Source organism: Janthinobacterium sp. PLB04 (assembly GCF_021165895.1).
Taxonomy (GTDB): Bacteria; Pseudomonadota; Gammaproteobacteria; order Burkholderiales; family Burkholderiaceae_D; genus Janthinobacterium; species Janthinobacterium lividum.
This window is the reverse complement of sequence record NZ_CP088968.1, coordinates 171,527-197,315: the sequence shown is the minus strand read 5'-3', so window position 1 is coordinate 197,315 and position 25,789 is coordinate 171,527. Positions and strand designations below refer to the sequence as shown.

Below are 25,789 nucleotides of genomic sequence, written 5' to 3'. Positions count from 1 at the left end.
CAAGTTGGTCCCACCCCTTCCCATCCCGAACAGGACCGTGAAACAACTTTGCGCCGATGATAGTGCTGCAACCAGTGTGAAAGTAGGTTATCGTCAGGCTTGTTATTCGCAGTAAGAGAAAAACCCCGCCAGCAATGGTGGGGTTTTTTTTCGTCTGGACATTGACGGGGCAACCCAACAGCAAAGGCTGGGGTCAGACCCCTCGCGCGTTGGCGTCGAATCTGGCGTTGGCGGTGTGGAGGGTCTGACCCCGGCGGTTCAGCAGGCGTAAAAAAAGGCAGCGCTGCGCGCTGCCTTCTTCTTGGCTTTATTGGCCGGCCACTACCGGCGTGGCACCGCTCCTGGCGACCCACTCAATCAGCGCATCGACCGCTGCGCGGCCGTTGCCATTGCCCACCAGGTCGCTATTGATCATGGCGACCACCACGCACAGCTGGTTGTTGGCGTCGGGCACATAGCCGGCGATGGCGACGACATTCTTCAACGTTCCCGTCTTGATGCGGGCCCGCGCGGCGGCCGGGCTGTTCAATAGGCGCTTGCGCATGGTGCCGTCCAGCGCGACGATGGGCAGGCTGGACTGGAACTCGGGCGCCCACGGACTTTGCTGCATCGCCTGCAAGACACCAGCCATTTGCGCTGGTGCAATGCGTCCCGTGCGCGACAAGCCGGAACCGTTGTCGACCAGCATGCCTTGGGTATCGATATTGTGCCGCTGGAACCATTCCTGGATGACTTGCCGTGCCCGGCTGGCCGTGTCTTCCGGCACCGCCATGGCGACGGGGCGGCTGCCTAACCAGCCATCGCTCTGCAAACTGCCCAGGCTCAGGAACAAGGTACGGGCCAGGGTGTTGTCGGAGGTCTTGTTGATATCGCGCAAGACCTCGGGCAAGGCGCGCGCCACGTGGTCGGCCAGCATGCGCGTGCCGACGGGTTCGGCCGTTGGCGGCAAGCCTGTTGCCGGCGCTTCGCGCACCGTGCCAGTGATTGTGCCGCCCAGGCGTTTCCAGGTGGCACGGAACAAACGGTCCGCATAATCGTTGCGGTCGAGCACGTTGATACTGGTGGCCTTGCTGCAATTCTGCGGGAAGGTGCCGTGCAGAATCACCTGCAGCTTGCCGCCCGCATCGCGCCGGTATTCGGGCGGGCGCCAGCCGTCTTCCCATCTGGCGCAACTGCCCTTGACCAGTTTCATGTCGCTCGTGATGCTGACATTTTCGAGCGGCGGCTGCATCAGGATGCTCAATTGCCGCTCCGTCGAGTTCATGTTGATATCGAGCAGATTGGTGTTCAGCAATAAGGCATCGGGAATGACGTTGTAGCGGAATTCGGCGGATTCGTCGAACGGTGCTGCGCCGATATCGGGCCGCGCCGGCTGGAACAGCTGGCGGTCGAGGATCAGATCTCCCTTGATTTTGACGATGCCCTGGTTGCGCAGGGTTTGCAGCATGTGCGCGAGTACGTCCGCATTGAAATCCGTGTCGGCGCCGCCGCGCAGGATCAAGTCGCCTTTCAGCACGCCATTGATGACATCGGCGCTGGTGCGCAACTCCGTGCGGCCGCGAAAGATGGGGCCCAGCTGCTCCAGGCCCACGGCCGTCGTCACCAGCTTCATGGTGGACGCGGGCTGCATGCTGCGCTCGGCCCCATGCGACAGCACGGTGGCGTTGCCGCGCAAGACGATGGCGCCCATGGCGTCTTCCGGAATATTTGCGCTGCGCAGCAGCAGGCTGACGGATTCGGGCAATTGCGCGTGGGCGGTCGACAGGCCCAGACCCGCCAACAGCGCAGCCATCAGAACAGGACGTAACATGGTGCTCCTTAGTGGAAAAAGACGTAGGCAACGAAGACGGCGGTAATCACGCCAGCCAGATCCGCGATCAGGCCGGCCGTGATGGCATAGCGCGTCTTGCGGATGCCCACCGAGCCGAAGTACAGGGCCACGATATAGAAGGTGGTGTCGGCCGAGCCCTGGAAGACGCAGGCCAGGCGGCCGACGAAGGAGTCGACACCGTAGGTATTCATGGCATCGATCATCATGGCCTTCGAGCCGGAGCCGCTGAGCGGCTTCATCATGGCGGTCGGCAAGGCGGGCACGAAGTCCGTATTGATACCCAGGTTGGCGAAGAACCAGTTCATGCCGCTCATCAGGAAATTGAACACGCCCGCATTGCGGATTACGCTGATGGCTACCAGCATGCCTACCAGGTAGGGAATCACGGTGATCGACGTCTGGATGCCGCCTTTTGCTCCTTCGATGAAGGCGTCGTACACGTTCACTTTCTTGCGCAGCGCGCCAATAATAAATATGGCAATCACGCTGATCAATACCAGGTTGCTGACCACTTTGGACACCAGCTCGATTTCCTGTTTCGTCAGGTATTGCGTAAAGTACCAGATCATGGCGACGATGGCGCTCGTCATGCCGCCCATCCAGCCCAGCACGACCCGGTTGAGCAAGTTGATGCGCTGCTTGATGGAGACCGTGATGATGCCGACCATGGTGGCCACATAGGTGGCGATCATGCAGGGAATAAAGATATCGGAGGGGTCTGCCGCGCCGAGGATGGAGCGCTGCGCCATGATGGCCAGCGGAATCAGGGTCAGGCCCGAGGTGTGCAGCACCAAAAACATGATTTGCGCATTCGTCGCCTCTTCCTTGTTCGGGTTCAAGGTTTGCAGGCTTTCCATGGCCTTTAAACCGAACGGCGTGGCCGCATTGTCCAGGCCCAGCAGGTTGGCCGAGAAATTCATCACCATGTGGCCCGTGGCCGGATGGTCTTTCGGAATTTCCGGGAAGATGCGCGAAAAGAAGGGGGCGATCACTTTCGCCAGCCAGCCGACGATGCCCGCCTTTTCGCCGATGTTCATGATGCCGAGCCATAAGGTCATCACGCCGGCCAGCGGCAGGGCGATATCCATCACGCCCATGCGCGCCGTCTCGAAGGTGCCATCGATGATGCGCTTGAAGATATCGGTATCGCCGAGAAACAGCCACTGCAGCACTGCGGCCAGGAAGCCAACGAGGAAAAAGCCGGACCAGATGTAATTAAGTGCCATATGCGATCAGTTCTGTGTGTCGGGAGTGAAAAATGTCTGCAAACAAAGTATAGGGGCAGCCCGATACGAGTTGATGAAAGAATGCAGCAATCGCATGCCAAAAAGTTATAAGCTGGCAGCCTGTTTTCATTGGCGCCCCGTCGCTTGCCCGCGTAGTGTGGGGGATGCCTGTCGCTTAGCGCTGTTCCTTACCTTTGTCTGCACTGGATCACTGATGATGTTTTTACGTAAAACCGCCTGCGCCGCCGGCCTGGCCCTGTTGACGCTCTTTACCGCGCCCGTTCATGCCGCCGCCGATGCTGTGGCAGCGCGCGCCGGCAAGACCCTGCACTTGTTTTTGAGCACCAGCGAGACGGGCCTGGACCCGGCCGTGGCATCGGACCTGGCCAGCCTGAACTTGATGGAAAACATCTTCGACCCGCTCTTGCGCTATGACTACCTGGCGCGCCCGGTGCAACTGCAGGGCAACACGGCGCGCGGCTTGCCGACCGTGGAAGATGGCGGACGCACGTATATCTTTCACTTGCAGCCCGGCATTTTCTTTACACCCGATCCCGCCTTCAAGGGCCAGCCGCGCGAAGTGACGGCGCAGGATTATGTGTACAGCCTGACGCGGCTGTATGACCCCAGCCTGAAGTCGCCGTGGTTGTTCTTGCTGGAAGACAAGCTGGTGGGTGATGCGGCCCTGAAAACAAAATTCAGCTATGACACGCCGATCGCCGGCTTGCAGGCGCTGGACAAATACACCCTGCGCATCCGCCTGAACGGCGTCGATCCGAACTTCCTGTTTTACCTGGCGATGCCGGCGACAGCGGTGGTGGCGCGCGAAGTGGCTGAAGCGTACCCGGCGGCAGGGCAGATCGGTAATCACCCCGTGGGCACGGGGCCGTTCCTGGTGAAGGAATGGAAACGCAGCGACAAGATTGTGCTGCAAGCCAACCCGACTTTCCGTGCCACCGTGTTTCATACGGAGGCCAAGGCGCTGGCCGCCTTGCCGCTGGATGCACGTGCCGTCGCCACCGCGCTGGAAGGCAAGCAATTACCGCTGGTCGAGCGCATCGAGGTGCGCATCGTCGAGGAATATCAATCGCGCATGCTGGGTTTCCTGAAAGGCGAATTCGACTACCTGGAACAAGTGCCGGAATCGATGACGGATATGGTGCTGGAAAATGGCGCGCTGAAACCGGCATTGCTTGCCAAGGGTCTGCAGCTGACGCGCTTTCCCGTGCTGCAAACGTATTACATGTGGATGAATATGGACGATCCCGTGCTGGGCGGCACGAGCAAGGACAAGCTGGCCCTGCGGCGCGCCATCGCCCTCAGCTATAACAGCCGCGAAGATATCGCGCTGTTGAAAAAGGGGCTGGCCTTGCCGGCCCAGTCGCCGCTGCCGCCAAATGTGCTCGGTTACGACAAGCTCTACCGCAGCCCCGTTGGCTACGATCCCGTGCTGGCGCGCGCCTTGCTGGACCGCTTCGGCTACAAGGCGGGTCCCGATGGTTTTCGCACCCGGCCGGATGGCACGCCCCTGGTCTTGACCATGCACACGGAACCGAGCACGGTGGGCCGCTTGCGCGATGAATTGTGGCGCCGCAACCTGAACGCCATCGGCGTGCGCGTGGAATTTAAAAGCGACAAGAAGACGGAAATCATCAAGGCGTCGCGCCTTGGCAAGGTGCAGATGTTCGAGACCAACTGGATCGCCGACTTTCCCGATGGCGATAACTTTATGCAATTGTTGTATGGCGGCAACGTTGGCCGCGCCAACTATGCCCGCTTCAATTTGCCCGATTACAATAAACGTTATGAGGAGGCGCGCCTGCTATCCGATACGCCGCGCCGACGCAGTCTGTACTTCGACCTGTTTCAGCTGATCCACGCCTACACGCCGTGGGTGTTGCTGACGCATCCCATCTCTGCCGACCTGCAACAACCGTGGCTAAAAAACTACAGGCGCCACCCCGTGGAATTCACGTCCTGGCGCTATCTGGACGTGGATAAAAGCAGGGCTAGCCCCGCAGGCAAGTGACCATGTCACTGAAAAGGGCATTCATTCCAAAAAGTTATGGTTAGGAAAGCATTTTTCATTGGCTGGGCCCGGATGCATCGCGCTACTCTGAAAATGAAAACAAATAAAGTCATGCGCAAATGTCATAAAAAAATGTACTGCGAGACAGACAGTTGCGACGTGAAAAAAACAGCCTGACTTGAGAACTCAAGTTTCGATTGCCCAAATAAAGGAGAGACCCGTGAAATTGAAGAAGCTAGCGCAATTGGTGGCATTGATGGGGGTGGTGGGGCCGGTGATGGCACAGGAAGCGGCGGCGCCAGCAATGCAACGGGTCGAAGTCACGGGCAGCAGCATCAAACGCGTCGCCAAGGAAGGCGCGCTGCCGGTGCAAGTCATTTCGTTTGAACAGATCGAAAAGCAGGGCATCACGACGACCGAGCAACTGGTGCGTACGCTGTCGGCGAATGGCACGGGCGCCGATAACATGACTTCGGGCAATAACGTGTTTGGCGCGGATGCCGACAGGGTCAGCGGCGGCGCCTCGTTCGCCTCGCTGCGCGGCCTCGGTCCATCGAGCACCCTGGTGCTGTTGAACGGCCGCCGCATCGCCACGCATGGCGCCAGCGGCAAGTCGGTCGACCTGAACTCCATTCCGCTGGGCGCGATCTCGCGCGTGGAAATTCTCAAGGATGGCGCCTCGGCCATCTACGGCACGGATGCCATCGGCGGCGTGATCAATTTCATTCTGAAAACCAATTACAGCGGCGTGGAAGCGTCCGTCTCCACCAACGACACGCAGGCAGGCGGCGGCGCCACGCGCCGCGCTTCGCTGCTGGCCGGCACGGGCTCGCTGGAAAGCGATCGCTATAACATCATGGCCAGCCTGACCGTCGACAAGGCGCAGCGCCTGAACGGCAGCGACCGCTCCTTCGTCAACGGCTACCAGCCGGGCCGCGGCCTGTCGCCCGATACCACGGGCACGCCGTTCGCCAACCAGATGGCGGGTGCCGGCACGGCGCTGGGCGCCTCGTTCCAGCTGCCTGGCGATGCGAATAAATACCTGCAAGCCAATCCGTTGAGCTTCCAGGGCAAGTGCGACAGCATCGCCGGCATGTCGCAGTACCAGACGGAGCTGTGGAAAGACGTGACCTCGCCGCTGCGCACCAAATATTCCTGCGCCTACGACTATGGCGCCGACTATGTGCTGCAATTCCCCGTCGAACGGGCCAATCTGTTGTCGCGCGGTACGTTCCAGCTGGCGCCCGACCACCGCATGTTCGTCGAAGTGCTCGGTTCGCGCACCAAGGCCACGGCCATCTTGACGCCGATGCAGGTGCAGGCGACCGTCGCCAACAAGAATCTGTATCCGGTCGGTGGCGCGTACTACCAGGACCTGTCGGCCTACATCCCCTCGTTCGACAAGACCAAGCCGATTTCCTACAAATGGCGCGCCAATGACGTGGGTAACCGCACGCAGGAAAACACCACCGACAATGCCCGCGTGCTGGTGGGCTTTGAGGGGAACTTTGGCAAGTGGGATTACAAGGCCGGCATTTCGCGCGCCGAAAGCAGCACCAAGACCAAGCTGACGGATGGCTATTCCTATACGGACAAGCTGTACGCGGCATTGGCGACGGGCATCATCAATCCATGGGTGGGCGCCGGTCAGAGCCAGACGGAAGCGGCCAAGCAATTGATCGAATCGACCAAGTTCCGTGGCGACTTCCAACATGGCAAGACAACCCTGACGCAGATCGACGGTTCCGTTTCGGGCGAGCTGTTCCAGCTGCCGGCCGGTGCGCTGGCCATGGCAGCCGGTTTTGACTTGCGCCGCGAAGGTTACAGCTTCGGGCAAGATGTCGACGCCATCCAGATCCTGCTGGCGCCAGGCAATGCCGCATTGAAAGATGCCAGCCGTACCGTCAAGGCCGTGTATGCCGAATTGCTGGTGCCGGTCACGAAGGACCTGGAAATGCAGCTGGCCATCCGCCGCGATGATTACAGCCTGGTAGGCGCGACGACAAATCCGAAAGTGGCTTTCCGTTACCAGCCAACGGATTTCCTGCTGTTCCGTGGTTCGGCCAGCAAGGGTTTCCTCGCGCCAAGCTTCCAGCAGCTGTACTCCGGCTCGCTGAGCCAGGAATTGCCGAACGGCGTGATCGACCAGGAAGGCTGCGCCAAGCATCCGGGCGTGCCCGAGTACTGCGCCATCGACCGCCTCGACTACAAGACGGGCGGCAACACGAACCTGAAGCCGGAAACGTCGAAGCAGGGCAGCGTCGGTTTTGTCATCGAGCCCTTCAAGGGATATTCGGCCTCGTTCGACTACTGGGCCATCAATACCAAGGATCGCATCCTGAACCGCACGCCGCAAATCGTGCTGACCAACTACCAGGCACTGAACCAGTACATCCACCGCAATCCGGACGGCACCATCGAGTACGTGCAGGCGGGCTGGATCAATGCGGCAGGCAGCCGCGTGCGCGGCCTCGACGTGGGCTTGCGCGGCGAGGGCAAGATCCAGGACGCGAAATGGACGGCGACCCTGGACGGCACGTATATGGACAGCTTCAAGTTCGCGGAATATCAAGGCCAGGAATACCAGGAACTGGTCGGCAAGTTTTATACGCGCGACCTGTACCTGCGCTGGAAACACAACGCCAGCTTCGGCGTGTCGCGCGGCGACTGGAGCGGCTTGCTGATCCAGAGTTTTTCGTCGGGCTACAAGGACCAGGTGCCGAATGGCGGCAAGGGTACGCCGCCGCCAGGCTTCAAGCCGGATGTGTCCAGCTACACCACGTATAACTTGTCGGGCACGTACACGGGCTTCAAAAATACGACGATTACCGTGGGTATCCAGAACCTGTTCGACCGCGATCCGCCGTTCACCGCGCACAACGTGGATGAAGTGGTGGGCGCCGGCTGGGACCCGCGCGTGGCCGACCCGCGTGGCCGTTCGCTGTCGTTCCAGCTGAAGTACAAGTTCATGTAAGGCAGCCATGCCGGCGGTGATCCCGCTGGCATGCTAATCTCGTGCGGCGGCGCCTGGCGTCGCCGTTTTTTATTCCAGGAAAGGGCCGCATGTCCAGTCAGACCAATCTCAGCCGGCGCCGCTTCGGCGGCTTGCTGGCCGCCACCCTGGGGGCGGCCAGCACACCGGCGTGGGCGGCGGCCGCGCAAGGGAAGGGCAAACGCATGCAACAGCAACACGCATTGATCAAGCCGGCGCGCCTGCGCGACGGCGATCTGGTCGCCATCATCGCACCGGGCGGTTTTACGGATGAGGACGCCATCGCCAAGGCCGTACGCAATATCGAATCGCTGGGCTTGCGCGCCAGCCTGGGCGCGAATATTCGCGCCGTGCACGGCAACTATGCGGGCACGGTGCAGCAGCGCCTGGACGACCTGCACGCGGCGTTTCGCGATCCGGAAGTCAAGGCCGTGTGGGCCATCCGCGGCGGCTCCGGCTGCATTTCGCTGCTGGCGCTGCTCGACTATGCCTTGATCCGCGCGAATCCGAAAGTGCTGATCGGCTATTCCGACATCACGGCCCTGCACCTGGCCATCGGCCGCCAGACGGGCCTGGTGACGTTCCACGGCCCCGTGGCCTCGTCCACGTTTTCCGATTACACTGTGACGCAGCTGCAAAACGTGCTGATGACGCCGCAAGACAGCTATACGATCCCGATGGCGCTGGACAATCACCGCCGCGCGCAGACGCACGCTAACTTTGCCATCCGCACCGTGCACGGCGGCCAGGCGACGGGGCGCTTGACGGGTGGAAACCTGTGCATGGTCAGCGCGCTGGCGGGCACGCCGTATGCGGCCGATTTCCGCAAGCATATTTTGTTCCTCGAAGAAATCAACGAAGTGCCCTATCGTATCGACCGCATGCTGTGCCAGCTCGACCTGTCCGTGGGCTTCAACAAGGCTGCGGCCTTGATGCTGGGCATCTTCGAGCATTGCGAGGCGGCCGAGGGCGACACCGCGCTGACCCTCGATGCTACCCTGGACCAGCATTTGCAGCCTTTACGCGTGCCGGCTGTCAGCGGCTATTCGTTTGGCCACATCCGCCACCAGTTCACGATACCGATGGGCATATTGGCGACCCTGGATGCGGACCGGCAAACCCTGACCTTGTTGGAGCCGGCCGTCTGCTAGCGTACGGTGCAGCGGGGCGATTGTCAGTATGCTAGTGTGATTGCAGGCGCGGCACGAGGCCGCGCCGCCTTCTTCACCGCACCCGACATGATCAACCGCCACGCCAGTACCTACATCCTCAGCCACCCGCTGGCCTTCACGCTGCAGGTGCTGAAGGGTTTCCGCGCCAACCAGGGCCTGCTGCTGGCGGGCGCCGTCGCGTATTACTCGCTGCTCTCCATCGTGCCCCTGCTGATGCTGGTGGTGGTGGCCCTGTCGCACGTGATCGCGCAGGACGAATTGCTGCAAACCATAGGCCATTACCTGGAATGGCTGGTGCCGGGGCAATCGAAAGCCATCGTGGGCGAGATTGCGCATTTTCTCGACAACCGGGGCGTGATCGGCTGGCTCTTGCTGCTGACCATGCTGTTCTTCAGCTCGCTGGCGTTTACCGTGCTGGAAAACGCCATGAGCGTGATTTTCATTCACCGCGTGGCCATCCGCCGCCGCCATTTCCTCATTTCCGCCGTGCTGCCGTACTGCTACATCCTGTGCCTGGGTGTCGGCATTTTGCTGATCACCCTGGTGGCGGGCGGCTTGCAGGTGATGGGCGAGGAAAGCGTGCGCTTCCTGCGCCATGACTGGGGCTTGGAAGGGGTGTCCGGCGTGCTGTTGTATCTGCTGGGGCTGGCGGGTGAAATCCTGGTGCTCAGCTCGATTTACCTGGTCATGCCGGTCGGCAGATTATCGATTACGCATGCGCTGATCGGCGGCGTGACGGCGGCCCTCTTGTGGGAAATCGCGCGCCACGTGCTGGTCTGGTATTTTTCCACCTTGTCGCAGGTCAACATCGTGTATGGCTCGATGACGACGGCCATCGTCGTCATGTTCAGCCTGGAAATCGGCGCCACCCTGTTGCTGCTGGGCGCGCAAGTGATTTCCGAATACGAAAGAGTGGCCCGCGGCGGGCAAGAGGACAAACCGCTGGCGCTAAGGACTTGATTTAAGGTATGGCTTCAATTCATTATTGCACTGCACAAAAAGCTGTGTTATACTCCGTTCAGTGATTGAGATTTGGCAGCAAATCATCTCACCATCCAGTTTCAGCGCGGCGACCGACAGGTGTAATGTCGATGGCGTGACAGTGCGAAGAAATGGATTTTGTAATTCCGGATACGATGGTCGATTTTACACTTGGAGTCACCATGCAGATAGCATGGGAGTCCGAAAATCAGGAGGCACTTTGCAGATAGCACTGGCGTCCATGACACGATTAAAGCATTGGTAATACATTGGAACAAAGCCCGCGCTAGCGGGCTTTTTTTTCGTCTGTGGCTGGCGCGTTGAGCAACCTACTGCGCCGCCCGCTCTCGACTCGGCGTTACTCGCCGTACTTAAGTACGGCTGCGTTACTCAAGCCGATATCGAGCTTGCTCGCTACGGTTGCTCAAGGCGCCGAGACTTCTACTGCTTTTATAAGGCTCTGGCGATGAGTATCTTCTGAATATCGCTGGTTCCCTCATAAATCTGGCACACGCGCACGTCGCGGTAGATGCGTTCGACGGGGAAGTCGGACACATAGCCGTAGCCGCCGTGTACCTGGATGGCGTCCGAGCACACTTTTTCCGCCATTTCCGACGCAAACAGCTTGGCCATGGCCGCTTCCTTCAGGCAGGGCAGGCCCGCATCCTTCATGGCAGCCGCATGGCGGATCAGCTGGCGCGCCGCTTCAATTTGCGTGGCCATGTCGGCCAGGCGGAATTGCACGGCCTGGTGCTCATAGATGGGCTTGCCGAAACTCTCGCGCTCGCGCGCATAGCTCAGGGCCGCTTCATAGGCGGCGCGCGCCATGCCCACGGCTTGCGAGGCGATGCCGATGCGTCCGCCTTCCAGGCCGGACAGGGCGATCTTGTAGCCTTGTCCTTCTTCGCCGATCAGATTTTCCGCCGGGATGCGGCAATTCTCGAACAGGATCTGCGCCGTGTCCGACGAATGCTGGCCCATCTTCTGTTCCAGTCCCGCCACGATGTAGCCGGGCGTGTTCGTCGGCACCCAGAAGGCGCTGATGCCGCGCTTGCCGGCCGCCTTGTCGGTGACGGCCATGACGATGGCCACGTCCGCATATTTTCCGCTGGTAATGAATTGCTTGGTGCCGTTGATGACGTATTCATTGTCGTCAAGCGTGGCCGTCGTGCGCAGGGCCGAGGCGTCGCTGCCCGTGTGCGGTTCCGTCAGGCAAAATGCGCCCAGCATGGCGCCTTGCGCCAGTGGACGCAGCCATTGTTCCTTTTGCGCATCGTTGGCGTACATCATGGCGATGCTGCACACGGGACAATTATTCACTGAAATGATGGTCGAGGTGCCGCCATCGCCGGCGGCGATTTCTTCCAGCACCAGGGCCAGCGACACGTAGTCGAGGCCGGCGCCACCGAGCGCTTCCGGCACGGCCACGCCAAAGGCGCCCAGCGCGGCCAGTTCCTGCAATTCTTCTTTCGGGAAATGATGTTCCTTGTCCCAGCGGGCCGCGTTGGGCGCCAGGCGCTCGCGCGAAAAACTGCGCAGCGCTTCCTGGATCATGGTCTGTTCTTCATTGAGTATCATGGGACGTCGTCTCGTATTTTTTATAGTGGATGCGGGAATTACCAGGCTATGGGCTTGCCATCGTAGTTGCGGAACACGGCCTTGTCCGTGGCCGGCAGACTGGCCAGGGTGGCGCGGATGCCGGCAGCGCTTTGCTCGGGCGAAATATCCGCACCGGCGCCGCCCATGTCCGTGCGTACCCAGCCCGGGTGGAAAGCCACGCAGCTGACGCCTTGCGGGCCATGCACGAGGGCCGTGTCGATCAGCACGGAATTCAGGGCCGCCTTGCTGGCGCGGTACAGCGAACCGGTGGGATTGCCCCGCTCGCTCAGGGAACCCATGTGCGAGGACAGCACGGCCAGTTTGCCTTTCGCGTTGGCCACCAGCGGCGCCAGGAGCGGCAGCAGCCGCATGGCCGCCAGCACGTTGGTGTGCATGACGAGGTCGAAATCGGCTTGCGCGGGGAAACCGTCGTGGCGGGGGCCGTACACGCCCGCGTTGAGGATGGCCACGTCGAGCTTTTCATCGTCGAGCTTCCAGCCCAGGCCGGCACAGCCTTCCACGTCTGTCACGTCGAGCTGGTGCGCTTCCGCGCCCAGTTGTGCGAGGGCGTCGCAGGCGTCCGGTGTGCGGGCCGTGGCGATGACACGCCAGCCATCGTGGCGGTATTGACGGACGAGCTCGTGGCCGATGCCGCGCGAGGCGCCGATGATCAATGCGGTAGGCATATGTTTTCTCCCTGAAAATAAAATGAAAGGGCGCGCACCGTGAACTGCGGTGCGCGCCCGTGCTCAGGAAGAGCTTATACCAGTTCGATCGCCATCGCCGTCGCTTCGCCGCCGCCGATGCACAGGGCTGCCACGCCGCGTTTGCCGCCGGTTTTTTTCAAGGCGCCCAGCAGGGTGACGATGATGCGCGCGCCCGAGGCGCCGATCGGGTGGCCCAGCGCGCACGCGCCGCCGTGGATGTTGATCTTGCTGTGCGGAATGTCGAGGTCGTGCATGGCGGCCATCGGTACGGCCGCGAACGCTTCATTGATCTCGAACAAGTCCACATTGCTGCTGCTCCAGCCCGTTTTCGCGTACAGTTTTTTCACCGCGCCGATAGGGGCCGTGGTGAATTCGTTCGGCGCCTGCGCATGCGTGGCGTGGCCATGGATTTTCGCGATGACGGTGCAGCCGAGTTTTTTCGCCGTCGATTCGCGCATCAGCACCAGGGCTGCCGCGCCATCGTTGATCGACGAAGACGAGGCGGCCGTGATGGTGCCATCCTTCTTGAAGGCCGCCTTCAAGGTCGGGATTTTTTCCAGGCGGGCCTTTTGCGGGCCTTCATCGATGCTGACGATGGTGTCGCCGCCACGGCCGGATACGGTCACGGGCACGATTTCCCATTCGAAACTGCCATCCTTGGTGGCCGCTTGCGCGCGTTTGACGGATTCGATGGCAAACGCATCCTGCGCTTCGCGCGTGAACTGGTACTGGCTGGCGCACTCTTCTGCAAACGTGCCCATCGAGCGCGCATTGCCCTTTTCATCGCGGCTGTAGGCGTCTTCCAGGCCATCCATCATCATGTGGTCATAGATCATGCCGTGGCCGATGCGGTAGCCGCCGCGCGCCTTCGGCACCAGGTAGGGGGCGTTGGTCATCGATTCCATGCCGCCCGCCACCACCACGTCGGCGCTGCCGGCGAGCAAGGTGTCGTGCGCGAACATGGTCGTCTGCATGGCCGAGCCGCACATTTTCGACAGGGTCACCGCGCCCGTGGAATCGGGCAAGCCAGCCTTGCGCAAGGCCTGGCGCGCGGGTGCCTGGCCCTGGCCAGCCATCAGGCAATTGCCGAAATACACGTGTTCAACGGCATCGGGGGCCACGCCGGCCCGTTCGACGGCGGCGCGGATGGCCACGGCGCCCAGGTCGCTGGCGGTGACGTTGGCAAAGTCGCCCTGGAAGGCGCCCATGGGGGTGCGCGCGGCACCGACGATTACGACTGGATCATTCATGTTGGATCTCCGGTTAAGGGTGGGGATGGTGACTGCATACAAAAACGCAGGTGCTGCGGATAAGGGAAGACGTCCTCGATATGGCCGTCTTCGATGCGCTGCTTGCGCGCCTGCCAATATTGCGCCGTCAGCAGGTCGGCATGGTGCTGCATGAAATAGGTGCGGATGCGGGGATTGCCCAGCAGGAAGGTGCCAAATTGTTCGGGAAACACATCGTGTTTGCCGATGGGATACCACGGTTCGGCCGACATTTCTTCCTCCTCCGTGCGCGCTTCAGGGATGACGCGGAACTGGCAATCGGTGATGTACTCGATTTCATCGTAATCGTAAAAAACGACACGCTGATGACGGGTCACGCCAAAGTTTTTATACAGCATGTCGCCCGGGAAAATATTTGCCGCTACCAACTCCTTGATGGCGTTGCCGTACTCGACGATGGCGTGTTCGACCAGGTCATCGCGGCCTTCTTTCTCGGCATTGCTCAGCCACATGTTCAGCGGCACCATGCGCCGCTCGATGTACAGGTGGCGGATGATGATCTGCTCGTGGTCTTCTTCGATCAGCGAGGGGGCGAACTGTTTCAGCTCGGCCAGCAATTCCTCGGCAAAACGGGCGCGGGGAAAGGCCACGTTGGAATACTCGAGCGTGTCGGCCATGCGGCCCACCCTGTCGTGGTGTTTCACCAGCAAATACTTTTGCTGGACTTGCGCGCGCGTCGTTTCCTTGGGCGGCGGGAAGAAATCCTTGATGACCTTGAAGACATACGGAAACGACGGCAGGGCAAACACCAGCATCACCAGGCCGCGGATGCCGGGTGCGCTTTCAAAGTGGTCCGACGAGTGTTTCAAATGCTGCAGGTAGTCGCGGTAAAACAGCGTCTTGCCCTGTTTTTGCAGGCCCAGTATCGTATAAATTTCGCTGCGCGGTTTGCGCGGCAGCAAGCTGCGCAGGAATTGCACATAGGCCGATGGCACTTCCATATCGACCAGGAAATAGGCACGCGTGAACGAAAACAGCACGGCGATCTGCTGGTGCTCGAACAGCACCGTGTCGAGCACCAGCTTGCCGTGGCGGTTGTGCAGGATCGGCACGACAAACGGGTATTCGCGGTTGCCGTTGATGCCCTTGCCGACCAGGTAGGCGCCCTTGTTGCGGTAGAACAAACTGGTCAAGACTTGGATCTGGTGGTTCGGCTCCAGCCGGTCGCCGCCGAACAGCTGCTGCAACCGCGCTTCCACCTGGGCCACATCACGCTCCAGGTTGGCAAATGCGCAGCCCAACTGGAAGTCCGTCACCATGCGCGTCAGGGTGTGGCGCAAGCCATCCTGGCCGGGGTAATACACACGGTAGGTGGGGGCCGGGTCTTGCGTTTCGATGTATTCCGTGGACACGACGGGGCGCACGAAAATATAGTCGTTATTGAAATACGTGCGGTGCAGGATGTTGCAGCAGACGGAATTGAAGAAGGTTTCCGCCAGTTCCGGCTGCTTGTGTTCCGTCAGCATGCCGATGTAGTGCAGCTTGAGTTCGCGCCACACTTCATCGCTCAACTCCGACTCTTCATACTCATCTTCGAGCATCTGCACGCATTCCTGCACGCGCTTGTCATAAAAGTCGATGCGTTCTCGGGCCGCCGTCTGTGCCGCGGCCCAGGCGCCCTGCTCGAAATACTGCTTGGCGTGCTGGCTGGTTTCGCGGAACAAACGGTAATGCTTGTCGAAGCCGTCGCGGATGGTGCGCGCGATATCGAATGCAATCTGGGAAGAGAGCAATTTGGGGAAGGCAATGTGCGTCATATCTGTGCTCGCATGAATAGCTCATCACCCAGTCGATAATCGCGCGCCCGTACTTACTTGGTTTCCGCAAACAGTTCGCGGCCTATCAGCATGCGGCGGATTTCGCTGGTCCCTGCGCCGATTTCATACAGCTTGGCATCGCGCCACAGGCGGCCGGCCGGATACTCATTGATGTAGCCGTTGCCGCCCAGGGCCTGGATCGCTTCGCCTGCCATCCAGGTTGCCTTCTCCGCACTATACAGAATAGCGCCGGCCGCATCCTTGCGCAGCTGGCGCACGGCTTCCGGCGTGGTGGCGCGGTCGCAAGCCTGGCCCACTGCATACACATAGGCCTTGCACGCCATCATGGTCGAATACATATCGGCCAGTTTGCCCTGCATCAATTGGAATTCGCCGATGGGCTGGCCGAATTGCTTGCGATCATGCACGTAAGGCACGACCAAGTCCATGCAAGCCTGCATGATGCCCAGCGGACCGCCGGACAGCACGGTGCGCTCGAAGTCGAGGCCCGACATCAGCACGTTGACGCCCTTGCCCAGGCCGCCCAGCACGTTTTCGGCCGGTACTTCGCAATCCTGGAATACCAGTTCGCCCGTGTGCGAGCCGCGCATGCCCAGCTTGTCGAGTTTTTGCGCGATGGAAAAGCCCTTGAAATTCTTTTCGATCAGGAACGCCGTCATGCCGCGCGGACCCGCTTCCAGGTCGTTTTTCGCGTACACCACCAGCACGTCCGCGTCGGGGCCGTTGGTGATCCACATCTTGGTGCCGTTCAAGACCCAGCGGTCGCCTTTGAAGTCGGCGCGCAGCTTCATGCTGACGACGTCCGAGCCCGCATTCGGCTCCGACATGGCCAGGGCGCCGATGTGCTCGCCCGTGATCAGTTTCGGCAGGTATTTGGCTTTTTGCTCGGCCGTGCCGTTGCGCTTGATCTGGTTGACGCACAGGTTCGAGTGGGCGCCGTAGGACAGGCCGACGGAGGCCGAGGCGCGCGAGATCTCTTCCATGGCGATGATGTGCGCCAGGTAGCCCATGCCGGCGCCGCCGTATTCTTCGCTGACGGTGATGCCGAGCAAGCCCATGTCGCCCATCTTGCGCCACAGGTCCATGGGGAACTGGTCCGTGCGGTCGATTTCGGCCGCGCGCGGCGCGATTTCGGCGGCGGCAAATTGTTGGATCGCTTCGCGCAGGGAGGCGATGTCGTCGCCGTGGTCAAAGGTCAAGCCTGGGAGATGGAGCATGTCGTCCTCGTCGTCGTTATAAGTGTGGCGGTCATGGGATGCCGGGTCAGTGAAGCTATGATACTCAGTTGTGACGTTTACGTAAACGTAAAGCGATACGCGTAAAGCGCTGCGCGGCAAGCGCCGCCGCATGGATACCTAGTTTGTTTGCGCCTTATCAAGGCTCAAGTCCGCCAGCATGCGCGCGCAAGCGTCTTCATGCGCGCTGATTTCCGCCAGCGCCATTTCGATATCGATGCGCTGTTGCTCCAGCGTCTGCCGGTGCTGCGCCAGCACACCCAGGAAGCGGTCCATCTGCGCGCGCGTGTCCTTCGGCGACTCGTACATGTCGACCAGGCTCTTGATTTCCGACAACGCCAGGCCCAGGCGCTTGCCGCGCAGGGTCAGTTTCAAGCGGGTGCGGTCGCGCGGCGTATAGACGCGGCTGCGGCCGCCGGCGCCTTCGCGTTTCGGGCTGAGCAAGCCCTGGTCTTCATAGAAACGGATGGCGCGCGCCGTGATGTCGAATTCCCGCGCCAGTTCGGTAATGGTATAGGTCGTCATTGCTGCGGGCGGTGTCGGTTGCATGGGTGGTCGGTCGCTGGATGGGTGCTGCAGGGTAATGGGTGGCAAAGTGCCGTTTACGTCAACGTCAATACTATTGTAGCGTGCCCTGCCCGTGCTGCAACAAAGAAAGGCGTGATTGGGGGGATTTGGCGAATAAGGCAACAATTACTGAAAATAAATTGATTCTTCTTGCGCAAACACGCTTAAGATCGAGAGTTGGTGGCCAAGATGACACCAAAAAGAGCTTTCCTGGCATAACAGCGACATTCTTTTCGCTGCGATGGCAGTAAAATTTTCAGGCACAGATTCTTTCCAGCCGGCACGATCAAAAAACAACGTTTCACTATGAGTACGTCGTTCATATCGTTTCCATGTTGGAAACAAAATGGCCCTTCTGAAAACTTTGTCTACAAGAAATTGTATGACATGGGCATTGCGTGTATCGGTAGAGAAGGGCATTATCCGATACCGTACGTTGTAATGCCAAACCGAGGCTTTGAATCGTGCTGCAGTGCGAAAATCAAGGCTAGCCGCGAATTTGACCCGAAGCCACGCAGAATCGCAAGAGAAAATTTGGCCCACTTTTTCACCTGAAAAGCCCGGCTGGAGTGTTAATTGTTAATTTATACTCTTTTCAAATGTAACAATCTGTATGGTCATTCAAGAAACTGACTTTCATGTTACAACATGAAATAGTACACCTATGAATTCTTCTAACGAACGCGAAAGCTTCAGCCAGCGACTTCAGTTGGCTCTCAAAAACGCCCATTATTCTCCAGACAGCCCGACCAGACTGGCCCGGGAATTCAATATCCGTTTCGACGGGCGCCCGATTACCGTGCATGCAGCTAGGAAATGGTTAGTAGGTGAAGCAATTCCGACGCAAGAGAAATTGCGCATGATTGCCCAATGGTTGGGCGTTCCAGCGGAATGGTTGCGTTTTGGTGGTCCGGAAAGCGCCACGCCGAATGGCGAAGCGGGCAGCGCTTTGTCGCGTTTTGAGTCCGCCGATGTGAAATTAATTGCCGATTTGCAAAGATTAGATGAACATCATCGTCAAATCGCGCGAGAATTTATTCGCATGCTGGTCAGAGTCAACTACCAAAAGTAAGCATTCAGGCCATCCCCGGCCGGCGCCGTCCGCCTTTCGCTGACGGTGCTCTCCCTGTCCTTTTATTTGCGCAACGTCATACTGGAGACATGATTTTGCCGCACAATAAGACCTCGCATGTTGCGCTGCAGCGGAATTATTTAACAATAATCCCGCTCGCGGCGGCGCAGCGGCCAATACCAGCGCATAATCACATCAGAAGCAGCCAGTTCATCCACTACGGAGCCGAGCATTTGAGCCGTCTTATGAAAAGTAACTACAGCAATACCGCGCAGCTGAAGGACTTGATGACCGTGCCCCCCATGACTGCCGCGCAACATGCGGAAGTGATGCGCAAACGGATCGCCCACCGCAGGATGGTTGAAGAAGCCAGGGATTTGAAGCAGGCAAGTGCCGTTCAGTTTGAGAAGCGTTGAATTGGCGGTAGCAAGCGGAGAGGGCTAGCCAGGCGTGCCGTCGCTGGGGGTTTTCAAACCATTCCACCGCGGTGCCAGGCTGTGCTCGATGCCCAGCAAGTCGATGACGCGCGCCACCGTATGGTCGACCATTTCTGCAATGCTCTGCGGGTGGTGATAAAAGCTTGGTAAGGGCGGGAAGATGATGCCGCCCATTTCGGTCACGGCTGTCATATTGCGCAGGTGCGCCAGGTTGAACGGCGTTTCGCGCACCATCAGGATCAGGCGGCGGCGCTCCTTGAGCACCACATCGGCTGCCCGCGTGATCAAATTATCCGACAAGCCATGGGCCACGGCCGCCAGGGTCTTCATCGAGCACGGTGCGATGACCATGCCATCCGATTGAAACGAGCCGCTGGCGATGCTTGCGCCGATGTCGCGCAGTTTGTGCACCACGTGCGCCTGCGCTTCGATTTCCTTGCGCCCCACGCCTGTTTCCTGGTGCAGGGTTAGTACGGCCGCATCGGACAAGACCAGATGCGTCTCGACGCCAGGGATGGCGCCGAGCAATTGCAGCAGCCGCAAGCCATACACGGCGCCCGTGGCGCCCGTGATGGCCACGACGATACGGCGCGACCGCGCAAGCTGGCTATCAGGCATCCAGCAGGGACTTCAGTTCGCCCGATTCAAACATTTCATTCATGATATCGGAACCACCGATGAACTCGCCTTTGACATACAGCTGCGGAATGGTAGGCCAGTTCGAGTAATCCTTGATGCCTTGGCGTACTTCCGGGTCATCCAGCACGTTGACGGTGGCGATGTTTTCCACGCCGCATGCTTTCAGGATCTGGATGGCGCGGCCGGAAAAGCCGCACTGCGGGAACTGGGCCGTGCCCTTCATGAACAGCACGACTGGTGTGCTCGTCACGGTTTCTTTGATCCAGGTTTGTACGTCGCTCATAGCTGCCTCTGATGGGTAAATAAATAGATGCCGTCATTTTATAAGAAAACGCCGGCACGGGTATGCGCTCAAGTCATAAATCGGGCAAGTCAGCCACGCTGGGGCTTATAAGGTCTTGCCCAGGCACACCGATTGTGCAGCGCCCACGTATTTACCCCAGGCAATGACGGGTGCATAGCCGTGTTTGGCATAAAACGCCACGGCGCGGCCATTTGCCACGCGGGTGGACAGGTGCAGGGCATGGTAGTGATGCTGGCGCGCCTGCGCCTCTACATGGGCCAGCAGGGCCGCGCCCACGCCGGCGGCGCCAGGGCGTGCATACATGCGCTTGAGCTCGCCTATGGTGCTGTCCGCTTCGCCCAGCGGCCGCAGGGCGGCACAGCCCAGCAGGTCACCGGCGGCGTTGCGCGCCAGGTAAAAGCCGCCGCGCAAGGTTGTCGCTTCGACATCGAAGGAAGAGCGGCCGCTGTCGCCATTGATGCGCAGCAGCGTATCCGACAATTCATCGAGCAGCAGCTGCGCCTCCATGCTGGCGGCGTCCACCGCCAGGATGACGAGGTCATGCCCGGCGGCCATGGACTTAACCGCGCAGCTTGGCGAACGCGGCGGCCATGCTGCCGGCCGGCTCGGGCGCGTTGCGCGACTGCGACTGATGCTGCGCCATGCTGCGGCGGTCGTTACGGTCGCCCTTTTGCTCGGGCTTGCTGCCCGCTTGCGGCGCGCTATCCGTCAGGCGCATGGTCAGCGCGATGCGTTTGCGCTTTTCATCGACTTCCAGCACTTTGACGCGGACGACTTGTCCCGCCTTGACCACCGTGTGCGGATCTTTCACGAACGTGTTCGACAGGGCCGAGATGTGCACCAGGCCATCCTGGTGCACGCCGATATCGACAAAGGCGCCAAAGGCGGCCACGTTGGTGACCACGCCCTCGAGGATCATGTCCGGGCGCAAGTCGCGGATTTCTTCCACGCCTTCCTTGAAGGTGGCGGTGGTGAACTCCGGACGCGGGTCGCGGCCCGGCTTTTCCAGTTCCTTCAGGATGTCGGAAATGGTCGGCACGCCGAAGGTTTCATCCGCGTACTTTGCCGGGCTCAAGGTTTTCAGCAGCGCCGTTTCGCCGATGACAGCCTTGATATCCTTCTTGATATCGGCCAGGATCTTTTCCACCAGCGGGTACGATTCCGGGTGGACGGCGGAGGCGTCCAGCGGATTGTCGCCGCCCATCACGCGCAGGAAGCCGGCGGCCTGTTCGAACGTTTTATCGCCCAGGCGCGGCACGGCTTTCAAGGCTGCGCGCGAGGTGAACGCGCCCTTCATGTCGCGGTAGGTGACGATGCTTTGCGCCACACTGGCCGACAGGCCGGAGACGCGCGCCAGCAGGGGCGCCGACGCCGTGTTCACGTCCACGCCCACGGCATTCACGCAATCTTCCACCACGGCATCGAGCGAACGCGCCAGCTGGCTTTGGCTCACGTCATGCTGGTACTGGCCCACGCCGATCGATTTCGGGTCGATCTTGACCAGTTCGGCCAGCGGGTCTTGCAGGCGGCGCGCAATCGACACGGCGCCGCGCAGGGACACATCCATGTCCGGCAACTCTTTCGAGGCGAATTCGGACGCCGAATACACCGAAGCGCCCGCTTCCGAGACGACGATCTTCGTCATCTTCGCTTCCGGATGCTGCTTGATCAAATCCTGCGCCAGCTTGTCGGTCTCGCGCGAGGCCGTGCCGTTGCCGATGGAAATGAGCGACACATTGTGCTTGGCGGCCAGGCGGCCCAGCGTATGCAGCGAGCCATCCCAGTCGTTCTTCGGCTGGTGCGGATAGATCACGGCCGTGTCGACCACTTTACCGGTGGCATCGACGACCGCCACTTTCACGCCCGTGCGCAAGCCAGGATCGAGGCCCATGGTGGCGCGCTGACCGGCCGGCGCGGCCAGCAGCAGCGCTTTCAGATTGGTGGCGAACACATTGATGGCGTCGAGTTCCGAGCGCTCGCGCAGGGCGCCCATCAGTTCCGTTTCCAGGTGCATGAAGCTTTTCACGCGCCAGGTCCAGCGCGCCGTGTCGGCCAGCCATTTGTCGGCCGGACGGCCTTGTTGCTTGATGCCGAAGCGGGCGGCGATGCGGCCTTCGCACGGATTGTGCGGCGCATCCCATTTCGGTTTTTCCGCTTCCGTGTCCAGGCGCAGGGTGACGTCGAGGATGCCTTCGCGGCGGCCGCGCAGCAGGGCCAGGGCGCGGTGCGAGGGGACTGTGGAAATGGTTTCCGAGTAATCGAAATAATCGGCGAATTTTTCGCCTTCGTCCTGCTTGCCTTCCACCACTTTCGATTCGACGATGCCATGTTCCTGCACGTATTCGCGCAAGGTTTGCAGCAACGTTGCGTCTTCGGCAAAGCGCTCCATCAAAATCTGGCGCGCGCCGTCGAGGGCCGCCTTGGTGTCCGCCACGCCCGGATTGTTGCCGTCGGCACTCGTAAACGCGTCGCGCAGGAACTTGCCCGCTTCCATTTCCGGCGTCAGTTCGGGATTGTCCAGCAAGCCGTCGGCCAGCGGCATCAGGCCCGCTTCGATGGCGATCTGCGCCTTCGTGCGGCGCTTTTGCTTGTAGGGCAGATACAAATCTTCCAGGCGCGTCTTGTCTTCCGCGTGCATGACGGCGTCGAGCAATTCGGGCGTCATCTTGTTCTGTTCCGTGATCGACGCCACGATGGCGGCGCGCCGCTCTTCCAGCTCGCGCAGGTAGCGCAGGCGCTCTTCGAGCAGGCGCAGCTGGATATCGTCGAGACCGCCGGTCGCTTCCTTGCGGTAACGGGCGATGAAGGGCACGGTGGCGCCTTCGTCGAGCAGTTCGATGGCGGCGGCAACCTGCACCGGTTTGGCGGCAAGTTCAAGGGCAAGACGTTGTTCGATAGTGGGCAGCATGGTTGTTTCCAGAGCGATCAAGCCTGGAATGATACGCAATCGGCGCGATTGCGCAATCTTGACAGCGCAAATGGACTGTGCGTTGACAACGGCGTCAACGTGGCGGCAGCAGCGGGCTGGCGGGCGGTGGGGGACTTGGGCGCTGCGGTGTGACGGACTTGCCAAAGGCATTGCCCATGCGGTGTTCGAGGGCGGCGCGGTTGTACAGGTCCAGCTGGTTCGACGGGCGTTGCACGATCGCTTCCGCGCCGGACAGGGCAGGCGGCTGCCGGTTCAGTGTGTTGCTATTGGGCAATAATTTTTCATTCAAGCATGACATCGATTGCGTGCGCTGGCCATTGACTTCCACTTCCACGCAGCCCTTCTGCGGCGCGGCGGCCTTGACGACGACGGTGTGTTCGTCCGCCTGTGCGGACAGGGCGGCGCAGGCCAGCAGTAACAGCAAGAACAGGCGTGCCATGGCGGCTCCCGGAGCGGTGGTGAAGCGCCCAGCATAGCAAGGTCATATGTCGCGGCGATGACACAGGCCGGGATGAGGGCTGGCGCCATGTCATGCAGTTGTCATTTTATGAAGCTACCATCTTGCCATTCTGCAGACAACATTGCAGTCAAGACACTTCATGAGCAGGCTTTCTCGTTGATTTCCCTGGAAAATGACACAAACCCACCGCCGCGCCGCAAAGGGCAATGCCCTGTCCGCCTGCTTGCTGATGACATTCATGACATTCATGACATTCGTGCGACCGGCTGCGGGTGCGGACGGTGCTGATGCCGCCGCGCACGCTACCCTGCACTTTGACTTGCCCGCCCAGCCGCTCGATGCGGCCCTGGTGGCGTTTGGCGAAGTGACCGGGTATTCCGTGCTCGTCAGCAGCCAGCTGGCGGCCGGTCGCGTGGCAGCGCCCGTGCGCGGCGACTACACGCCGGCCGAAGCGCTGCAGCGCCTGCTGGCCGGCACGCAGTTGGGCGCGCGCTTCAGCGGCAGCAATGCGTTTACCTTGCTGGCGCTGGCGGACGCCCCCGTGGCGCCGGCGCCCGTGCCGGCCGAGGCCGTTCTCGCCGCGCCGCCGTTGCAAGGTTATGCGGCCGTTCTGCAGCGCTCGCTCACGCGCGCCCTGTGCCGTTTGCATCCGGACGCGTTTGGCCGCTACCGCCTGGCGTTCCAGCTGTGGCTCGACGAGCGGGGCAAGGTGCGCGCCGTACATGTGCTGGAACCGAGCGGCGTGGAACAGCGCGACCGCGCCGTGCTGCAGCGCCTGCGCAGCCTGCTGATCGATGGCGCGCCACCGGCGGGCTTGCCGCAGCCGCTGACGATTTTATTGACGCCACGGCCCAACCCAGGGGCCGATTGCGCGCCCTACCTCCTGTCTGGGGTGTCCTGACCATGCCGGATTTGCTGAAAGCCACCTTGCGCAAGCTGTTCCTTGAACGCTATGGACAGTTTCGCCGCCATTTGCAACGCCGCCTGGGCTCGGAAGACCTGGCCAATGACGCGCTGCATGAAACGTATCTGCGGGTGGAACGGATGAACGCGCCCGAGGCGATCAGCTATCCATCCGCCTACCTGATGCGCATCGCCATCAACATTGCGGAAGATCAACGCCGCGACAATGCGCGCCTGCTCAGCCTGCCGGATATCGACGATCTGTACGAGATGGCCGATGAATTGGCCGACCCGGCCCGCACCTTCAGCGCGCGCGCCGAGCTCGAGGAACTGGAACGGGCCTTGCAGGAGCTGCCGAAACGCCGGCGCGCCATCGTCATCGCCGCCCGCGTCGACCAGTTGCCGCACCGCGACATTGCCGAGCGCTTCGGCATTTCCGCCCGCACGGTGGAGAAGGAATTGCGCGCCGGACTCGAACATTGCTGCGAACGCATGGGACGCGATTTCATCCAGCGCTTCGGTCCCGGGGCGGGAAAAACGTCTAAACATCATGACTGAACAAGCGGAAGACGACATGGGTGTCATCGAACAGGAAGCGCAGGCGTGGGTGGTGCGCCTGGCCTCGGGCCAGGTCAGCGAGCGCGACGCGCAAGTGTTTCGCCACTGGTGCGCGCGCAGCCGCAAGCATGCCAACGCGTTTGCCGAGGCGCGCGCCGTGTGGGGCGCCATGGCGCCGGCCGCGCGCGCCGTCAAGCGGGCGCAGGCGCCCGTGAACGTGGCGCGGCGCGCCTGGCTCGGTGGCGCCGTCGCCGCCTCACTGGGCTTGCTGGTGCTGCGCCCGCCCACGGACCTGTGGCCGGCCGTGGCGGGCCTCGCTGCCGACTACGCCACCGGTACGGGCGAGCAGCGCGAAGTGGCGCTCGATGGCGGTGTGCTGGTGCAGATGAATACGCAGACGCGCCTCGATGCGGCGCCGCTGCAGGATGGCGCCGCGTCGCTGGTGCTGCTGGCGGGCGAGGCGGAATTCCAGGCCGGCTTGCGCGGCGCGGCGAGGGTGCGCGTGCAGGCGGGCGACGGCACGGTGTCGGCCGGCAGCGCACGCTTCAATATCCGCTTGTTCGGCCAGGAAGTGTGCGTGACCTGCCTGGCGGGCCGCCTGCGCGTGGCGCAGGCCGGCAACGATGCGGAGCTGGCGGCCGGGCAGCAGCTGCGCTACCGGCCCGAGCATTTCGGCATCGCGCGCGCGGTGGCGAAGAGCGATGTCAGCGCGTGGCGCCAGCGCCTGCTGGTCTTCAAGCAAAGCACCCTGGCCGAGGTGGTGGACGAGGTGAACCGCTACCGTCCCGGCAAGCTGATCCTCAATGGCGAGGCCTTGAAACACACGCGCGTGCAAGCGAGTTTTTCACTCGACCGCCTCGACGATGTGATCGCCCTGATCCAGGATGCGTATGGCGCGCGCGTGACGCGGCTGCCGGGCGGCATCGTGCTGTTTGGCTAGCGATGCAGGCCGATGGCATCTCGCCAATTATGACATTTTCATGACCTTTTGCAGTCCCGGACCTTGTTCCCTGTCAATGCTGCTGGAAGCCGCGAATCAGTGCCTGCCGCCCGCCTCGTGCGTGCCGCGCGCCGCCTCGCG

22 protein-coding genes and 1 other annotated feature are annotated in these 25,789 nt (G+C 61.1%); of the genes, 9 read left to right on the top strand and 13 right to left on the bottom strand.

Going from position 1 to position 25,789, the window contains the following annotated elements; translation table 11 throughout:
* Positions 1-88 (top strand) — a sequence feature (5S ribosomal RNA rRNA prediction is too short).
* Positions 89-307: 219 nt separating this feature from the next.
* Complete coding sequence (dacB, locus tag LSO07_RS00785) at positions 308-1,810, bottom strand: D-alanyl-D-alanine carboxypeptidase/D-alanyl-D-alanine endopeptidase (protein WP_151091803.1); 1,503 nt, start codon at positions 1,808-1,810, stop codon at positions 308-310.
* Positions 1,811-1,818: 8 nt separating this feature from the next.
* Positions 1,819-3,057: a nucleoside recognition domain-containing protein gene (locus LSO07_RS00780; protein ID WP_034753725.1), complete on the bottom strand. Its 1,239-nt coding sequence runs from the start codon at positions 3,055-3,057 to the stop codon at positions 1,819-1,821.
* Positions 3,058-3,274: 217 nt separating this feature from the next.
* On the opposite strand from LSO07_RS00780, the gene LSO07_RS00775 reads away from it, so the two are divergent.
* The 4 genes from LSO07_RS00775 to LSO07_RS00760 all read left to right on the top strand — a co-directional run bounded on the left by LSO07_RS00775 (position 3,275) and on the right by LSO07_RS00760 (position 10,210).
* A complete protein-coding gene (locus LSO07_RS00775) occupies positions 3,275-5,086 on the top strand; it encodes an ABC transporter substrate-binding protein (protein WP_151093930.1) in 1,812 nt (603 codons plus the stop codon).
* A gap of 220 nt (positions 5,087-5,306) precedes the next feature.
* Positions 5,307-8,060: a TonB-dependent receptor gene (locus LSO07_RS00770; RefSeq protein ID WP_225317137.1), complete on the top strand. Its 2,754-nt coding sequence runs from the start codon at positions 5,307-5,309 to the stop codon at positions 8,058-8,060.
* 89 nt (positions 8,061-8,149) lie between these two features.
* Positions 8,150-9,229, top strand: a complete 1,080-nt coding sequence (locus tag LSO07_RS00765; RefSeq protein ID WP_151091801.1) for a S66 peptidase family protein — start codon at positions 8,150-8,152, stop codon at positions 9,227-9,229.
* 87 nt (positions 9,230-9,316) lie between these two features.
* Positions 9,317-10,210 (top strand): YihY/virulence factor BrkB family protein, encoded by an 894-nt coding sequence (locus tag LSO07_RS00760; RefSeq protein WP_099395801.1) that lies wholly within the window; start codon positions 9,317-9,319, stop codon positions 10,208-10,210.
* A gap of 471 nt (positions 10,211-10,681) precedes the next feature.
* Here LSO07_RS00760 and LSO07_RS00755 read toward each other — a convergent pair whose 3' ends face one another.
* From LSO07_RS00755 to LSO07_RS00730, 6 genes are all read right to left on the bottom strand, one after another.
* Positions 10,682-11,809 (bottom strand): acyl-CoA dehydrogenase family protein, encoded by a 1,128-nt coding sequence (locus tag LSO07_RS00755; RefSeq protein ID WP_151091799.1) that lies wholly within the window; start codon positions 11,807-11,809, stop codon positions 10,682-10,684.
* A gap of 38 nt (positions 11,810-11,847) precedes the next feature.
* On the bottom strand, positions 11,848-12,516 hold the full coding sequence (locus LSO07_RS00750) for an SDR family oxidoreductase (protein ID WP_151091797.1): 669 nt from the start codon (positions 12,514-12,516) through the stop codon (positions 11,848-11,850).
* Between the two features lie 74 nt (positions 12,517-12,590).
* Positions 12,591-13,787 carry an acetyl-CoA C-acyltransferase gene (locus LSO07_RS00745; RefSeq protein WP_070260716.1) on the bottom strand — a complete coding sequence of 399 codons (1,197 nt, stop codon included), beginning with the start codon at positions 13,785-13,787 and terminating at the stop codon, positions 12,591-12,593.
* The gene (gene aceK, locus LSO07_RS00740; RefSeq protein ID WP_099390103.1) at positions 13,784-15,583 is read right to left on the bottom strand and encodes a bifunctional isocitrate dehydrogenase kinase/phosphatase; all 1,800 of its coding nucleotides are present in this window, start codon (positions 15,581-15,583) and stop codon (positions 13,784-13,786) included. Before aceK ends, LSO07_RS00745 begins: the two co-directional genes overlap by 4 nt.
* 53 nt (positions 15,584-15,636) lie before the next feature.
* Positions 15,637-16,821 carry an isovaleryl-CoA dehydrogenase gene (locus tag LSO07_RS00735; protein WP_070260712.1) on the bottom strand — a complete coding sequence of 395 codons (1,185 nt, stop codon included), beginning with the start codon at positions 16,819-16,821 and terminating at the stop codon, positions 15,637-15,639.
* A 138-nt stretch (positions 16,822-16,959) separates the two neighbouring features.
* Positions 16,960-17,364, bottom strand: coding sequence for a MerR family transcriptional regulator (locus tag LSO07_RS00730; RefSeq protein WP_034780980.1), 405 nt, complete (start codon positions 17,362-17,364; stop codon positions 16,960-16,962).
* Positions 17,365-18,070: 706 nt separating this feature from the next.
* Between LSO07_RS00730 and LSO07_RS00725 the strand changes: the two genes are divergently transcribed.
* Together LSO07_RS00725 and LSO07_RS00720 are read left to right on the top strand one after the other, a co-directional pair.
* Entirely contained in the window at positions 18,071-18,478 is a 408-nt protein-coding gene (locus tag LSO07_RS00725; protein ID WP_034753756.1) for a hypothetical protein, read from the top strand.
* Between the two features lie 89 nt (positions 18,479-18,567).
* Positions 18,568-18,894: a hypothetical protein gene (locus tag LSO07_RS00720; RefSeq protein WP_151091795.1), complete on the top strand. Its 327-nt coding sequence runs from the start codon at positions 18,568-18,570 to the stop codon at positions 18,892-18,894.
* A 24-nt stretch (positions 18,895-18,918) separates the two neighbouring features.
* Here LSO07_RS00720 and LSO07_RS00715 read toward each other — a convergent pair whose 3' ends face one another.
* The 5 genes from LSO07_RS00715 to LSO07_RS00695 all read right to left on the bottom strand — a co-directional run bounded on the left by LSO07_RS00715 (position 18,919) and on the right by LSO07_RS00695 (position 23,226).
* Positions 18,919-19,533, bottom strand: a complete 615-nt coding sequence (locus LSO07_RS00715; RefSeq protein ID WP_151091793.1) for a UbiX family flavin prenyltransferase — start codon at positions 19,531-19,533, stop codon at positions 18,919-18,921.
* On the bottom strand, positions 19,526-19,837 hold the full coding sequence (gene grxD / locus LSO07_RS00710; RefSeq protein ID WP_010402157.1) for a Grx4 family monothiol glutaredoxin: 312 nt from the start codon (positions 19,835-19,837) through the stop codon (positions 19,526-19,528). The genes LSO07_RS00715 and grxD overlap by 8 nt, the downstream gene beginning before the upstream one ends.
* Before the next feature lie 105 nt (positions 19,838-19,942).
* Entirely contained in the window at positions 19,943-20,413 is a 471-nt protein-coding gene (locus tag LSO07_RS00705) for a GNAT family N-acetyltransferase (protein WP_151091791.1), read from the bottom strand.
* A gap of 4 nt (positions 20,414-20,417) precedes the next feature.
* Positions 20,418-22,766, bottom strand: coding sequence for a Tex family protein (locus tag LSO07_RS00700; RefSeq protein ID WP_034780972.1), 2,349 nt, complete (start codon positions 22,764-22,766; stop codon positions 20,418-20,420).
* Between the two features lie 94 nt (positions 22,767-22,860).
* A complete protein-coding gene (locus LSO07_RS00695) occupies positions 22,861-23,226 on the bottom strand; it encodes a hypothetical protein (protein ID WP_151091789.1) in 366 nt (121 codons plus the stop codon).
* 268 nt (positions 23,227-23,494) lie between these two features.
* Here LSO07_RS00695 and LSO07_RS00690 point away from each other — a divergent pair, with 268 nt between their 5' ends.
* From LSO07_RS00690 to LSO07_RS00680, 3 genes are read left to right on the top strand one after another with little or no spacing between them, the layout of a single operon-like run.
* Positions 23,495-24,148, top strand: coding sequence for a secretin and TonB N-terminal domain-containing protein (locus tag LSO07_RS00690; RefSeq protein ID WP_191909555.1), 654 nt, complete (start codon positions 23,495-23,497; stop codon positions 24,146-24,148).
* Positions 24,149-24,150: 2 nt separating this feature from the next.
* Positions 24,151-24,708 (top strand): RNA polymerase sigma factor, encoded by a 558-nt coding sequence (locus LSO07_RS00685; RefSeq protein ID WP_070260704.1) that lies wholly within the window; start codon positions 24,151-24,153, stop codon positions 24,706-24,708.
* A complete protein-coding gene (locus LSO07_RS00680) occupies positions 24,701-25,648 on the top strand; it encodes a FecR family protein (protein ID WP_099390106.1) in 948 nt (315 codons plus the stop codon). The genes LSO07_RS00685 and LSO07_RS00680 overlap by 8 nt, the downstream gene beginning before the upstream one ends.
* The last annotated feature ends 141 nt before the right edge of the window (positions 25,649-25,789 follow it).